The 15,135-nt window shown below is 46.1% G+C and carries 10 protein-coding genes; 7 read left to right on the plus strand and 3 right to left on the minus strand.

Annotated elements, in window-relative coordinates:
• Nucleotides 1–31: 31 nt before the first annotated feature.
• On the minus strand, nt 32–868 hold the full coding sequence (locus R50345_RS10900; RefSeq protein WP_052414558.1) for a helix-turn-helix domain-containing protein: 837 nt from the start codon (nt 866–868) through the stop codon (nt 32–34).
• 190 nt (nt 869–1,058) lie between these two features.
• Between R50345_RS10900 and R50345_RS10905 the strand changes: the two genes are divergently transcribed.
• The 5 genes from R50345_RS10905 to cls all read left to right on the plus strand — a co-directional run bounded on the left by R50345_RS10905 (nt 1,059) and on the right by cls (nt 8,866).
• Nucleotides 1,059–2,204 carry a DUF2264 domain-containing protein gene (locus tag R50345_RS10905; protein ID WP_042126450.1) on the plus strand — a complete coding sequence of 382 codons (1,146 nt, stop codon included), beginning with the start codon at nt 1,059–1,061 and terminating at the stop codon, nt 2,202–2,204.
• 38 nt (nt 2,205–2,242) lie between these two features.
• Nucleotides 2,243–4,060: a hypothetical protein gene (locus R50345_RS10910; RefSeq protein ID WP_042126452.1), complete on the plus strand. Its 1,818-nt coding sequence runs from the start codon at nt 2,243–2,245 to the stop codon at nt 4,058–4,060.
• Nucleotides 4,061–4,105: 45 nt separating this feature from the next.
• Nucleotides 4,106–5,242, plus strand: a complete 1,137-nt coding sequence (locus R50345_RS10915; protein ID WP_042132071.1) for a glycoside hydrolase family 88 protein — start codon at nt 4,106–4,108, stop codon at nt 5,240–5,242.
• Nucleotides 5,243–5,254: 12 nt separating this feature from the next.
• Nucleotides 5,255–7,135 carry a DUF2264 domain-containing protein gene (locus R50345_RS10920; protein ID WP_042126454.1) on the plus strand — a complete coding sequence of 627 codons (1,881 nt, stop codon included), beginning with the start codon at nt 5,255–5,257 and terminating at the stop codon, nt 7,133–7,135.
• A 276-nt stretch (nt 7,136–7,411) separates the two neighbouring features.
• On the plus strand, nt 7,412–8,866 hold the full coding sequence (gene cls / locus R50345_RS10925) for a cardiolipin synthase (protein WP_042126457.1): 1,455 nt from the start codon (nt 7,412–7,414) through the stop codon (nt 8,864–8,866).
• 85 nt (nt 8,867–8,951) lie between these two features.
• Here the strand turns inward: cls and R50345_RS10930 are convergent, their stop codons facing one another.
• The gene (locus tag R50345_RS10930; RefSeq protein WP_052414559.1) at nt 8,952–9,740 is read right to left on the minus strand and encodes a YheC/YheD family protein; all 789 of its coding nucleotides are present in this window, start codon (nt 9,738–9,740) and stop codon (nt 8,952–8,954) included.
• Between the two features lie 59 nt (nt 9,741–9,799).
• Here R50345_RS10930 and sbnA point away from each other — a divergent pair, with 59 nt between their 5' ends.
• Together sbnA and R50345_RS10945 are read left to right on the plus strand one after the other, a co-directional pair.
• Nucleotides 9,800–12,118, plus strand: coding sequence for a 2,3-diaminopropionate biosynthesis protein SbnA (gene sbnA / locus R50345_RS32330; protein ID WP_331281365.1), 2,319 nt, complete (start codon nt 9,800–9,802; stop codon nt 12,116–12,118).
• Between the two features lie 34 nt (nt 12,119–12,152).
• On the plus strand, nt 12,153–13,118 hold the full coding sequence (locus R50345_RS10945) for an ornithine cyclodeaminase (protein ID WP_042126459.1): 966 nt from the start codon (nt 12,153–12,155) through the stop codon (nt 13,116–13,118).
• Nucleotides 13,119–13,368: 250 nt separating this feature from the next.
• Here R50345_RS10945 and R50345_RS10950 read toward each other — a convergent pair whose 3' ends face one another.
• A complete protein-coding gene (locus tag R50345_RS10950) occupies nt 13,369–15,111 on the minus strand; it encodes an SGNH/GDSL hydrolase family protein (RefSeq protein ID WP_042126461.1) in 1,743 nt (580 codons plus the stop codon).
• Nucleotides 15,112–15,135: the final 24 nt, after the last annotated feature.

A 15,135-nucleotide genomic window follows, 5' to 3' on the forward strand; every position in this document is an offset into this window, starting at 1 on the left:
TAGAATTGCGAGGCGAAGATTAGTAGCCATATCAGCTTTTTTTGCCGTATTTTCCAGGTGGAATGCCCGTGATGTTCTTGAAAGTACGGATGAAATTTGCATAGTCATTGAAACCGGATAAATAACAGGTATCGGATACGGAGTTCCCGGCGGATAAGAGCTGTTTGGATAACGCGATCTTTTTAAGCAGGACGTACCGGTAGATTGTCCCACCGGTCTGTTGCTTGAACAGGTGACTAAGATAATATTTATCGATGTTTAATTCTCCGGCGATCTGCTCAAGCGACAGATTCAGATGCAGATGGTTATCGATATAGCGCATGGCCGATTGAATATGTGAAGAAATAATGCTGGGTATGGTGGTAACGGTACGGTTATAAAGCTCATTAATAAGGACCAGGATCTGAATCAGATAAGTCAGAGCCAGAACCTCACTGCCGTATTGTGGGTTGTCCAAAATTGCAATTAAGCGGTAGGCAAGGGTCGTATACTCTGAAAGCAGTGTTTCATCCATTTGCGCGAGATTTTGCTCCCCGGGCTGACGGTTCTGGAAACAAGCGAGCAGATTTGTGGTTGCAGTGCAGAAGGGATATATAAGTGGAGCTTTGAAATGGATTGTTAAGCGTTCATAAGGTTCTGGAGATAAATTGATGATTTTATGTATTTCGTGATTGTTAAATAAGAGCACATTGCCCCGCTGAAGCGGATAGCTGTACTGATCCACAAATCCGTTCACCGTGCCGCCAAGAAACAGGAAGATTTCGTAGTGGTCATGAATGTGAAAATCTCTGGTGGGTGAGATCGGTGAATTGCCGATGCCCGCCAGTATGTCGCCTTCGAAAGGCTGATAATACTGGGCATGTTTCATCCGGATGGCCCCTTTCAGATTGATAGCAATAAACGCAATAAATGATCATTAATCGCAAAGACATTGCAATAATACAACACTAAACTATAGAAGAAGATTACGCAATAAAACAAGATAGAGCTGGTCAGAACAAGAGTAGTAGGAGAGTCTGTACCTGCTGAATAGACGCAATTGGAAGGGTGGATTGTGTATGACTGGTACGAAACACCGTAAATATTGGCTGGATACGATGTTACAGATCGGGAATCCGGTTCTTGACGCTTTATCGCAGAGAAAATTAAAGGAACGGCTGCCTGCGGAGTTTCATGGTGATAGGAGCAAGTTTGCGTATTTGGAAGCGTTTGCTAGATTAGCCTGTGGAATGGCCCCATGGCTAGAGCTTGAAGGGCTGGAGGGTGAAGAGGAAAAGCTTAGAGCCCATTATGCCGTACTGATGCTGGAATGCATTGATGCCGCTGTCGATCCATCTTCGCCTGACTATATGGATTTTAAGTCCGAAGGCCAACCGCTGGTCGATGCGGCATTCCTCGCCCACGCGTTGGTGCGCGCGCCGAAGCAGCTTGCCGGGCGGCTGAATGCGCGGGTCAAAGTTAATTTAATAACAGCCTTGAAGCAAACGCGCCGGACTGCACCGAGCGGCAGCAACTGGCTACTGTTCAGCGCAATGGTGGAAGCGGCTTTGTATATCCTCAACGATCCTGAATATGACCGGATGCGTGTTGGTTATGCGATTCATATGTTTATGGATTGGTATAAAGGCGATGGCATATACGGTGACGGCAAGGACTTTCACTGGGATTATTACAACAGCTTTGTTATTCAGCCGATGCTGGTGGATGTGGTGACACTCTTTGAACGGGAGTCGGAGCAATATTCCCAATTGCGGCCGTTGATACTGGAACGGGCACAGAGATACGCAACTGTTCTGGAACGGATGATTGCACCGGATGGAACTTATCCCTTTATCGGGCGCTCTATTGTCTACCGTTTTGGTGCTTTTCAGCTGTTGTCGCAGGCGGCGCTCCAGCATTTCCTTGAGGAATCGCTTTCTCCTGCGCAGGTACGCTGCGCCTTGACTGCTGTAATTACACGGACTATGGAATTTCCGGGCACCCTGGATGAGAACGGGTGGCTACGTCCGGGAGTATACGGCTACCAGCCAGAGCTTGCTGAGAGCTATATCAATACGGGCAGTCTCTATTTATGCGCATTTGTATTTCTTCCTTTGGGGCTTCTTCCTTCAGATCTTTTCTGGGCAGGAGCAGAATTGAAGTGGACGGCACAAAGGATCGCAGCTGGTGAGGATGTTATGAGAGATCATGCCTTGAGCAATTAGGAAGATCTAAGCTGGTGGGGCAAAAGGAGGAAGAAAGCATGAATAGACAGGAGCTTTTCGGAATGATCGAAAGGATGAAGCCGGTAAATCTGAGCTTGTATTATCCTGATGGAGATTCGGATGTTTTTTGGACACAAGCATCATTATCCGAGCTATTGAAGGAAGATATCTGCGAAATCCGCGCAGAGGCTCAGAGATTAGACGGCCAGCCTATACCGGAGCTGACGGATACGCTTTTTTCAATTTATGCGCGCACGGGTTCGAGGCTGGAATATGAACGGGTCTATTTCGAACGGAGAAGAAGGCTGAACACATATGTATTTATGACCTTGCTTGAGCCGGATAATGTCAGACTTCTGGAGAACCTGGAAAATACACTATGGTCTATATGTGAAGAGTACACTTGGTGCCTACCAGCCCATCTTCCTTCAGATCATAATGCAGAGAATATCGATCAGTTTATTGATCTGTTCTCCTCGGAAACTGCTTTTACACTGAGTGAAATTTCACTACTACTGGGAGAACGACTTCCACAGCTTCTTCGATTTCGAATCAGACATGAAGTAGAGCGGAGAATATTTCGACCATTTATTGAATGTGGTCCTTATGAATGGGAGACTGCAAGGCATAATTGGTCGGCAGTTTGTGCAGGTTCGATTGGGGCAGCTGCCTTGCTGATGTTGGATGATCCTGCTGCGCTAATGGATATCCTGCTGAAGACAGAACGAAGCATGAGTTACTATCTGGAAGGCTTCGGGGATGATGGGGCCTGCCTGGAAGGTCTGAGTTACTGGAACTACGGATTTGGCTATTTTACGTATTATAGTGATCTTCTCCGGGTTAGAAGTGAGGGGAAAGTAGACTGGTTTGCAACAGACAAAGTGCGAAGTATCGCTCAGTTCCAACAAAAAATTTTCATCGGTGGCAATTTTGTCGCCAATTTCTCAGACTCAGAGCCTCAAATTCACATACATATGGGCTTGTCCCATTATTTAGCTGATACCTATCCAGAAGTAGAATGTCCTCCGCCTGTGCTTCGCGCTCCTTACGCTAAGGATCACTGCAGCCGCTGGGCTCCGGCTTTTCGAAATCTCATCTGGAGAAGGACCGGCGATGAGAAACAGGATCAGGATTGGGGAGCCGCCAGTTATTATCTTCCTGATGCGGGATGGCTTGTCTCGCGTTATCGGTCCGGAGGAAGTTCGTTCGGCTTCGCGGCTAAGGGAGGGCATAACGCTGAACCTCATAATCATAATGATCTTGGGCAGTTCATTCTGTTAGGTGAAGGCGAAATCTATGCAGCGGATCTCGGCAGTGGAGAGTATACGTCTGAATATTTTGGGGCTGGCCGTTATCAATATGATTGCAATGGCTCGCAGGGACATTCGGTTCCTATCATCAGCGGCCAGTATCAACAGGCTGGCAAGGAGCATAGTGCTACAGTTCTGTATGCGTCAACTGCTCCGGTGAGGGATGAACTGACGCTGGAGCTGTCTCAGGCTTACGAAGTGGAAGAGCTTCAATCTTTGATTCGTTCTATAGTTTGGTACAAGGAGCGGCGTCCTCGCTTGGAGTTAACGGACGAGTACCGGTTTAACGGTAAGTTAGTGGGCTGGACGGAGCGGTTCGTAACCTGGTGTCGGCCGAAGATCCTTCGTACTGGCGTTGTGTTGCTGCCGGGAACTGATGTCGGCGGAGTTGAAGTGATCTATGATGCCCAGATTGTAGAGCCAGAGATTACCGCTCGTGAGTACAGGGATCATTTCGGCAGGGAAACGGCCTGGTATACTCTCGACTTTCATTTGCTTCAGCCCGGTGCTGTAGGGAAATTAGCATTCACCTTTCAATTTATATAAATGATGAAGGAACTAGAGAACAATTCGAAGAAGGCGGTGTTTGATATGAATATTACGGAAAACCAAACTTGGCTGGATGAAGCTTGGAGCAAGGCTCTTGAAAAGACAAGATGTAACAGTCGAAAGATCGGCGCAGAATTTCCACATGCAAGTCAAGGGGGGAAATATTTGCTGGAGGCGCCGAATTGGTGGACAGCAGGGTTCTGGCCGGGAATGCTCTGGCAGTTTTATTCTGAGAGCGGGGATGAAAGTCTAAAAATGATCGCGGAGCGCTGCGAAGAGAGACTCGACGAGGTGCTGGATGGCTATGTTAAGCTGGATCACGATTTAGGCTTCATGTGGATTCTTACAAGCGTGGCAAATTACAAGTTGACGGGTAGCGAGGCGTCGCGAATTCGGGCATTAAAAGCGGCCAACTACCTGGCAGCCCGCTTCAATCTGAAAGGACATTATATCCGAGCTTGGAATCCATGGAGTGTAGGGGAAGATAACAGCGGAGTTGCTATTATTGACTGCTGCATGAATACCAGTCTGTTGTTCTGGGCTTCTGAGACATCGGGAGATCCACGCTATCATCATATCGCTGAGGCGCATATGGATACTGTTCTTGAGCATTTTATCCGACCGGACGGCTCCGTGTACCACATCGTCAAATTCAACCCGGAGACGGGTGAAGTCGTGGAAAAGCTTGGCGGGCAAGGTTATTCGCCCGAATCTGCTTGGTCGCGCGGCACGGCTTGGGCCATTTACGGTTTAGCGCTTGCCTATCATCATACGAGCAAGCAGAGCTATCTGGATGCAGCCAAGCAGGTAGCACATTTCTTCTTGACCCGTTTGCCGGACGATCATGTTCCGCATTGGGATTTCCGCGCGCCCGGTGAAGTCGGCGAAATTCGTGATAGCTCCGCCGGTTCCTGTGCGGCGAGCGGTTTGCTTCTGCTAGCGGACCAGGTGGATGATTCGGAGTCCCATGTGTACCGGAACGGGGCTATAAGAATCGTGGAATCGCTCTACAGGAATTATGGCAGTTGGGACAATGCGGATGAGGAAGGGTTGCTGCTTCACGGTACGAGTAACTACCCTGAGAACCGGAATATAGATGTTCCTCTTATCTACGGTGACTTTTTCTATGTCGAAGCACTAGCCCGGATTAAGGCCGCAGGTCCGTTCTATTGGGAGTAGGGGGTGATTAGGATGAATACAAATAAGACATCTTTCCGGATTAGTGATAATCCGTTAAAGACTCGGGTGGATCTGGTGATCGCCCTTGAGCAGCTTACGGATCCGCTTCGGGCGCACTACAGCAAAGGCGGCGCAAGGCTTGAAATCGGTAAAACAGGGGCGAGCTATTCGGCAGCAACTGCTGAAATGGAAGGTTTCTCGCGGGTGTTGTGGGGTTTGGTACCCCTGCTCATTGGTGGTGGAGACAGCGAACTCTGGGACATCGTGCTGGATGGCGTTCGGCATGGCACTGATCCTTCTCATGAAGAATATTGGGGAGAGGTGAAGGATTACGACCAGCGTTTGGTCGAAATGGCGGTCTTTGGTTTCGCATTAGCAGCCATTCCGGAAAGGATCTGGTCGCCGCTTGCTCCGAAGGAGCAGGATCAATTATACCGCTGGCTGAATCAAATAAACGCTCATCCTTGCTATGACTGCAATTGGCTGTTCTTTAACGTTCTAGTCAATGTCGGATTCCGCAAAATCGGTCGTCCCTACGACGAAGGGCAGTTAGAGAACAATTTGAAGCGCATGGACGATTTCTATTTGGGCGAGGGCTGGTACAGTGACGGAATTAACGGCCACAGCGATTATTACGTACCTTTTGCTATTCATTACTATGCACTGCTGTACGCAAAGCTGATGGAGCAGGAAGACCCCGAACGTTCCCGTGTGTTCAAAGAACGAGCTCGATTGTTTGCTGCCGATTTCATCAGCTGGTTCGCACCCGACGGATCCGCACTTCCTTATGGGCGCAGTTTGACTTACCGTTTTGCCCAGTCGGCATTTTGGAGCGCCCTTGCCTACGCAGACGTTGAAGGATTCCCTGCCGGTGTGGTAAAAGGTCTGGTGCTGCGGAACCTGCGCTGGTGGTTTAGCCAGCCGATTGTTGACGCCGATGGTGTACTAACCATCGGATACGCTTACCCAAATCTGGTCATGGCGGAGAATTACAATGCTCCCGGATCTCCGTACTGGGCGTTGAAGACTTTCCTGCCGCTGGCTCTCGGCGAAGAGCATCCGTTCTGGAAGGCAGAAGAACTGCCGCTGCCAGTCCTTCCGGATGTCATGATTCAGAAGCCTGCACACCTTGTCATCATCCGCGAGCCTGCTTCCGGTCATGTGGCGGCCTTCAACAGCGGACATTTATATACGAATGAACATACCCACACCTCGGCCAAGTACGAAAAATTCGTGTATTCAACAGGCTTTGGCTTCAGCGTGCCCCGCTCCGAATGGGGGCTCTCTCAGGGAGCATACGATTCTATGCTTGCGCTGAGCGAGCACGGAGACAACTTATATCGGGTAAGACGCCAGAATATAGAATCTGAGATTATGGACAACGTGCTTCGCTCTGTCTGGAAGCCGTGGGCCAATGTCGAGGTTCAGACCTGGGTTGTCGCCGGACTTCCTTGGCATATTCGGATGCATCGAGTCGAAACTGGACGGTCACTGGATACTGCCGAGGGCGGATTCGCACTTGGTCATGACAATGAATTCATATCCAAGAGCGATTTGGCTGGTGTGATGGCCTCCACTGCTTGGGGAACCAGTGCAATCAAGGATTTGCTAGGTTGTCGGAAGGGCGAGTTGGTCTGGCCGAACGCCAATACGAACCTGCTTCGCCCTCGGACGGTGCTGCCAATGCTGACGACTACCCTTCAGCCAGGAATTCATTGGCTCGTTTCGGCCGTATATGGTTCCCCTTCAGAGGGGGCTTTAGATATTCAGGCTGATCAAGCTGATAAGGTCCTCAAGCATTCACCTGAGCAAGATTTGAAAGTTAAGTTCAGCGAGGGAACGGTAACCATTGTTACTCATTCCGGGAGAGAAATCGTCCTGAATTTACAATAAGTTGATTGAATTTGCTCATGCTAATTGAAGAATCGCTGCAACAGCTCTAAAGCAGAACTACTGCATTAGAGCTGTTGTTCGTATGTCAAATTTTATGGTCTCATCTTTTAATTATTGGGTTTTTTATCAAATGTTTTCTTAGATGGACAATTATGCTATAGTACTCTATCTAGTCATTTACAGAAGTATTGATTTATCAGACGATGGACAAACTGACTTGTGGCAAAACTAGAAATACTGACATCAATAATAAGATAAGAAAGGCAGGAACTCCTTATGGATAGCAGCAGCTTGGTAACGACGACTCTTTCACTTGTTATAATAATAAACATATTGCTCTCTGCAGGTTTTTTATTTTTTGAGAGGAGAGATATTGGTTATACATGGGCATGGCTTATGCTTTTTTATTTCATTCCCATTTTGGGATTTATTATTTATCTCTTCCTTGGTCGAAACTTAGCAAAGAAAAATTTCTTTGGTCTATCTTCTGAAGAAAGGAAATATCTACAATCCGCTGTAGATCATCAATTAGCTACATTAAACGATCAGCGCGAGGATCATAACCCTTTGCTCACGAAATATGCTGATTTGATCCATATGAACCTTGTTTCATCGAATGCCCTAATGACAACAGACAACGAAATATCTATTTTCAACGATGGTAATCAAAAATTCGATGCTTTGTTTGATGATATTAGACATGCCAAGAAAGAAGTTAATATTCAATATTACATAATCCAGCCTGACGCCTTGGGAAAAAAATTAAGAGATGAATTAACCATAAAAGCCAAAGAAGGCGTAAAAGTGAGGGTTCTTTACGACGAAATCGGCTCCAAAAGGCTTTCTCTTAAGTTTTTTAAAGAACTACTCTCTGCTGGTGGAGAAGTGGAGGTGTTCTTTCCATCACTGCTTAGACCGATAAATTTCCGTATGAATAATCGAAATCATAGAAAATTATGTATTATCGATGGAGAAGTCGCTTATATTGGTGGATTTAATGTGGGAAATGAGTATTTAGGTATAGATAAAAAGTTTGGGTATTGGCGGGATACACATTTTAGAATGAAGGGAGATTCCGTTAATCAGATTCAAGGAAGATTTATTCTGGATTGGAAACATGCCCGGAAAAATGAGCGCGTAAGCTTCGATCAATTTTCTTTTAATACGGAAGCACATGTCGGATCAAGTCCTGTTCAAATTGTGTCTAGTGGTCCTAACTCGCTAGTGGAGCATCTTAAAAATATGTACATTAAGCTCATCTTGAATGCCAAACGGAGTGTATATATTCAAACGCCATACTTTATTCCTGATAGCAGTTTTATGGATGCTTGTAAAATTGCACTTCTATCAGGTGTTGATGTCCGGATCATGATCCCTAATAAGCCTGATCATCCTTTTGTTTATTGGGCCACTTGGGCATATGCCGGGGAATTATTGAAATATGGAGCGAAGATTCTGTTATATGAAAATGGTTTTTTGCATGCTAAGACGATTGTAGTTGATGATGAAGTAGCGTCCGTAGGAACAATGAATATTGATTCCCGGAGCTTTAGACTCAATTTCGAAGTGAATGCAATTGTGTATGATGAGCAAGTTGCTAAACAACTTCAAAAATTGTTTGATGAAGATAGCCAGTTGAGTACAGAGCTTACCCCTGAACGCTATAAAGAAAGATCCTTAATAATCAAATTTAAAGAGGGCATTTCGCGTCTTTTTTCGTCCATCTTATGAACCCCGAAACTATATCCTCGGTACAAAAGGCGAGCTGTAGATTGTGAATTCACAGTTCGCCGCTGTCTATGGATTCTTCTGCGCTTCACACCATACCCTGTTTTGATTTCATGCACTTGAGATTGTATGTGCGACCGTATACCTTGGCATATCTGACAATTCGGTCAATCATACGGGTATCTTTTAGTTTAGTAAACGGGCACGGATCGGGAGCCGTATTCACTTCCAAGATCCATGGCTTAAGACGTTGATCTAAGGCAATATCCACACCGATTTCCTGAAGTGCGGGATAGACAGTGCTAAGCTGCCTTGCGGACTTCACTCCAATTTGCTTCAGGGATCGGATCAATATTTTACAATTTTCTGCGCTTGTGTAGCCTTTTAATAATTCCTCAATCGGATAAATTGTTCCTCCTTGACTCCCGTTTGTAACCACTTTGCGAGGATACGCAACGCGTCCTGCAACCCCTGTTGCTTCCCACCCACCCTTAGAATTTCGCTGCACCATCACCCGAATATCGAAAGGGCGTCCATCGTAAACCAACAGCCTGATCCCCTTTTGTACTAAATAGGCCTTTCCTTGAGCCTCTCGTAAGATGGCCCGATAGGCCGTGTCGTAATCAGAAAATTTGTGTACGTGGGTACCGGATTGATAGCTGAATTGTGCGCGTGTGAGTTCAACCCGTATTACGCCCTGTCCTAAAGAGCCGCAGCAAGGCTTAATGTACACCATCTTATATTTTTGTAGCATTTCATAGAGCGTGTTCTTATCCATTTTTTTCGTAAGCGGGACATGTTTATTTAACTCTTGGTTTCTAACCAGCACCCTTGTCTTCGTCAGCTTATTGGATATACGGCTTATCTGCTTCATCATTGTGTCCCTCCGTCTCAATAGATCCATAGGCTATATTACGAGTATGCCTCCGCTTTTGATTGGGCGAACATCGAACAGTAGAACACACTGAAAGAAATCTACATATAATTATTGTAGGTATTCATCTATGGGCTGCAGCTTGCGGTCAACAGGAGGCGGCCATCATGCTGCTCGACAAAGAGAAATTAAAGGATAAACTGCTTGAAGTAATCGAGGTATTTCCTTGGTATAAGGAGCTGATCGGTGGCGAAAGAACGAATTATAGCTTAGAGAAGCTTCCGCTAATGACATCAACAACGCTAGATACCTATTATTATAATCAACCCATTGATCCTTCTTGGATCGTATACAGGACGTCGGGCACAAGCACAGGCCGTAGAAAAGCCATACTTTACTCTAAGGAAGACGATAAGCACTATATAAATATTAAAACGAAGCTGTTTGGTGATCTTATTGCGGGAAGCGGATGCGTTAGAGCTTTGGCGGATATGGGGACTGGGCATGCAGCGAATACTGCATTGTCCATTTTTGAGGAATTAGGATTGGAACCTCGTTCAATTCCCTTTGAATTGCCGATTGAACAGCATATTGAACAGCTTGAAACCTTCAAGCCTGACCTACTGTACACAATGCCTTCCATTCTTGATCATATCGTACATGCTGCTGAGAATCCGCGCGCTTTCGGAATCCGCAAGATTATTCTAGTTGGGGAAATCGCTTCACTAGGGTGGCAACGGAATATAGCCGGACTGTTCGGTCTTGAACCACGCGACATTATAGATACGTATGGCTCCATTGAAATGGGTACGATCGCTTATTATTCCCATGATTTTGACAGGTACATTTTTGCCGATGGAATTTTTGCGGAAGGGATCGGGGCACAGGAGATAGGCGAAGAACTAAGTCCACTAAGTAATGACGAAAGTGTTCTTGTTCTAACCTCAACGGTTCGCAAAATGCTGCCAGCTATTCGTTTTGTTACTTACGACGTTATAAGGGACTTTAGATCTGTGATGATAGATGGTGTGGAGAAGCAGAGCTTTAGTTCTATCGTGAAACGAGTAGGCCGGGAACTGAAGCACGGAGAGAAAATCAGCCTGTACGATATCGAGCAGGTTGTTTACCGTCATATAGAAGATGCGATTATCCGGGTCAAAGTAAGGCAAAATGCACTGACCGTTTATCTCAAAAGTAAATCTGCGGATAACACCATTGTCCCGAAAATCAAAGAGGAAATTAGAGAATGCATTCCGGAAATCGGCATGATGATTCGAAACCATCTGTTGGATGATATTGAGGTCATTATAGTAGGCAAAGACGAGCCGATGGACAGCGGAAAGGTTAAGAACAAAAAGCTATATTACCAGAAAGATAAAGATCGCATAGAGATGGACTTCACTGACGGTATTTTGTCGACTATCGGAAATACACCCTTAATCAAGCTGAAGAGCTTGTTCTATAAAAGTGAGTTTGACGTCTATGCAAAAATGGAGCTGATGAACCCGGGGGGGAGCGCCAAAGATCGTCCCGCCCTGCGGATGATCCATGAGGCATGGAAGGAAGGAACCATAGGTCCGGGAAGTATCATCATTGAATCGAGCTCTGGAAATATGGCAATCAGCTTGGCCATGATTTGCAAATATTTAGGAATGCGTTTTATCAGCGTTATTGATCCTAGAACCACAGAAACGAATCTGCAAATTCTGAAGGCGTTGGATGCCAAAATCGATTATGTCGCCAATCCCGATCCTGTAACAGGTGAGTTTCTTCCTGCTAGGCTGAACCGTGTACAGCAGTTATTGACGGAAATACCTGGCAGCTACTGGCCGAATCAGTATGCGAATGCAAATAATTATTTAGCCCATTACCATACGACAATGAAAGAAATCGTGACTGAACTTGAACGAGTGGATTATTTATTTTGCAGTGTTAGTACATGCGGCACCATTCGGGGCCTTGCGGAATACGTAAGAGATCACGGACTTCGGACTAAGATCGTGGCTGTGGATGCAGAGGGAAGCGCGATTTTTGGTGGAAATAAGAGTACACGACGCTTCCCGGGACTGGGTGCCGGCATCGTGCCACCCTTTTGCAGAACAGATCTAATCGATCGTATCGTACATGTCTCGGATTCCGATATCGTAAAAGGTTGCCGGATGTTGGCACAGGAAGAATCTATCCTGGCAGGCGCATCCTCCGGTGGAATCATTGCCGCCGTGAAGCAGATGGAGCCGGATTTGACCCCGGGAGCTGTCTGCGCTGTCATTCTGCATGATAAGGGAGAGCGCTACCTCGATACTGTATACTCAGACTCATGGATTCAGAGCCAGTTCGGCCGGGAGATTTGGACTGAAGTTAGCGATAACGCTGAGTTGTAACAACAAAGAATCTATTTCGCAAGGAGGCGACGGTATGCTGTACTTAAATGATCGAGATATACAATCAGTAGGTGTAGATTGGCCTGCTCTTGTGGAGTCGATAGAAACTGCTGTGGGTATCATCGATTCAGGCGATTATGTGCAGCCGGTAAAGCCGTACCTAAGGTATAAGAATCCACAAAACCGGATTATTGCAATGCCTGCTTACGTAGGGGGAGAGGTGAACACCGCAGGGATAAAGTGGATTTCTAGTTTCCCAGATAATATTCAGGCTGATCTTCCCCGCGCGCATAGCATCATTGTATTGAATGACCCAAGTACAGGTCAGCCTTCAGCCGTCTTGAACTCCCCGCTTCCCAGTATTATAAGGACTGCTTCCCTTAGCGGAGTAATGATCCGTTACTTTTTGCAGGCGCATTCTGTGGAACAGATTCATCTCGGGATTATCGGTTGGGGGCCAATAGGGCAGTATCATTGTCAAATGGTTACGGCTCTGTACGGAGATCGTATCGAGCGTATCCGAATTTTTGATATCAAGGGTGTTGATTTATCAGCGGTCACATCACTTTACAGAGATAGGATGGAAGTGGCAGAGACGTGGACAGACGTTTACCAGCATTCGAATATCTTTATTACTTGTACCGTATCAGAACATCGGTATATCAATCTTCCTCCTGAAAAAGGGAGTCTTCTGCTGAATGTTTCACTGCGTGATTATAAGCCTGAGGCGTTAGCTTTAGTAAAAGCCATAATCGTCGACGATTGGGATGAAGTGTGCCGCGAGAATACTGACATCGAACAGCTCCACCTGGAACAAGGACTGACCCGTGCCGACACCCGGATGATTACCGATGTCGTCTTACGCCACAGCCTGGCTGAATTCGGCGAAGATGAACCGATTCTCTTCTGCCCAATGGGGATGGCCGTCTTCGATATCGCTACAGCGGTGTACTATGTGAATAAAGCGAGAGAAAACGGGATTGGAACTGAGCTAGAGTGAGAGCAATTCTGTCCATATGACAGCGATAACCCGCTTATTGAGCGGGTTTTTCATTATGTTATGCACTAGCATATGGGTTTCATATGGATATGTTTGCAACGTGGATCGCGGTTTATTGTGACTGGTTGATCAAAGGTGCTTTGTTTATTTGACGGTATATCAGTGGGAAATGGACAAAATTCCAAGCGATACAATAAAAACAGCCCCGATGAAGAATACATCGGAGCTGTCTTGTGACTGGTGCAACTGATTAAAGGGTATAACCGAAGCCTAGTATAGTAAAACACTTCTCCTGATCTTCGGGCACCATTCTGATTTCTATCTGATGCTCACCGCTAGCTTCGTTTTGATATAGAATTACCGGATTGCAATGTGTCCAGTTGTTCACGTGAGGATCAGCAGTAACGGCAAGGCTGCCGTCTACGAAAATATCCGCCTTGCCGAATTCGCTGCTGCCGGAATCCTTATATACGAGGATGAGATTTCTACTCGTTATTGTCAGCTTGAAGCTTTGTTCCCCTGATGCCCTTGAATGCATCCAATTATGAGGGAATTCCGGAGTGCCGTGAGAGTCGGTATCCATTTCTACCCGCTGCAAATCGGTATCGATCCCCGAAAATCCGCCTACTTCGATCTTACCTGCGTCAATATAGTTTGTTCGATCCAGCAGGAGGGTTCCGGCAAAATCATTCCCGATGACCGGGCGTTGATCCAATAAGATCTCATCTTCATTCATTAGTGATTTATGGGTTTCGGTGAATAAATAAGCGAGACAATCAGCCATTACCCGGTGCCCCTCATTTGTCGGATGATAGATATCATAGAAAAATTGCCGTTTAGAGATGATGTTGCCTTCAGCTTTACTCAGGCGGAACTGCTCGGATACGGCATCCTTTACACTAACCATAGGAAGATTATAATGTCGGCCAATGGGGGAGAGCCGATCCTGCAGGTTCCAGTCATTCATAAACACACTGAACAGAAGGATTACGGCTGGCTGATGATCGGCGGAAAGTATTTTTAAGCATAGGCTTTCAAAACAATTGCCCTTCGTTTCATCTCCTTCATCGTTTACGGCAAATTCCACGACCACGATATCCGGTGTTACGGAACCGTCTCTAAGAATATCTCTTTCATAACGGATGACGCCAAGCTCGGAGGGTGTTCCGCCGACCCCAGCCTTCACAAAATGGATGTTCTCGCCACCATTTGTGCCGAATAAGTCTTTAAATCTTAAATACGATTGATAGGCATAACATTCTGTGTGTATCGGCTTAGCACCGGCTCCTTGAGTAATGGAACCTCCAATATAAGCGATCGTGACTTCCTCGCCCTTTATAGCTTTATTTATGGCAGTTTTTAATCTTTTATTATTGCCAGCGTGCAGCAAGGATTGTGTAATAATCTTTTGGTACTCATTCGATTCAAAAGCAACTGGTGGTTCAAGGATTAGCTCTGGAACAGAATAACCGTCATGCAAATAAAAAATAACACTCGCAATCGCCAGTTCGCCTGCGAGATTAAATTCAAAAGCAAATTTTCCGAGCACATCATCTTCTTCAGAACCCGGACAATCTGCTAATCTCAAAATAATCTCTGAACCGTCGGCTGGGCAAGGTACACGTAAATAACTGCCGGTTTCATATTTACTAGTTTTGCCCCAGTGCTGCAATAAAAAAGTGACTGGATCTTCCTGCGCGTTAGTCCTTCTTACGGATACACCGATACTGTGGACTAATTTGCGAAAGCCTGCACTGCTCCCCAGAAGCTCCAGAATTGCATCATCTGTGACGCCGCCTATAAATCTGGTCTTGTCGATCAGATAGCTACCTTCCAGATAAACTTCTTGAGACGGTTTGCCTTCAGCTCTTGCTGTTGCTTCAATTGCTGTTTCATACAGTACAAAAAAGCCGTTTCTACGATCAGCCGGGTCCTTTGGAGCCTTCGGACCTTCAATCTGTTCGCTTGCAATGAAATCGTTATTCTTTTCCATATGGATCATCCTCGCTTTGTAAGG

The organism is Paenibacillus sp. FSL R5-0345, assembly GCF_000758585.1.
Lineage (GTDB): Bacteria > Bacillota > Bacilli > Paenibacillales > Paenibacillaceae > Paenibacillus_AQ.

Bases quoted from the DNA above. Each gene is read 5' to 3' on its own strand.
- R50345_RS10920 (WP_042126454.1), top strand. From the start codon at position 5,255: ATGAATACAAATAAGACATCTTTCCGGATTAGTGATAATCCGTTAAAG.
- R50345_RS10900 (WP_052414558.1), bottom strand. From the start codon at position 868: ATGAAACATGCCCAGTATTATCAGCCTTTCGAAGGCGACATACTGGCG.
- R50345_RS10905 (WP_042126450.1), top strand. From the start codon at position 1,059: ATGACTGGTACGAAACACCGTAAATATTGGCTGGATACGATGTTACAG.
- R50345_RS10945 (WP_042126459.1), top strand. From the start codon at position 12,153: ATGCTGTACTTAAATGATCGAGATATACAATCAGTAGGTGTAGATTGG.
- R50345_RS10915 (WP_042132071.1), top strand. From the start codon at position 4,106: ATGAATATTACGGAAAACCAAACTTGGCTGGATGAAGCTTGGAGCAAG.
- R50345_RS10910 (WP_042126452.1), top strand. From the start codon at position 2,243: ATGAATAGACAGGAGCTTTTCGGAATGATCGAAAGGATGAAGCCGGTA.
- R50345_RS10930 (WP_052414559.1), bottom strand. From the start codon at position 9,740: ATGATGAAGCAGATAAGCCGTATATCCAATAAGCTGACGAAGACAAGG.
- cls (WP_042126457.1), top strand. From the start codon at position 7,412: ATGGATAGCAGCAGCTTGGTAACGACGACTCTTTCACTTGTTATAATA.
- R50345_RS10950 (WP_042126461.1), bottom strand. From the start codon at position 15,111: ATGGAAAAGAATAACGATTTCATTGCAAGCGAACAGATTGAAGGTCCG.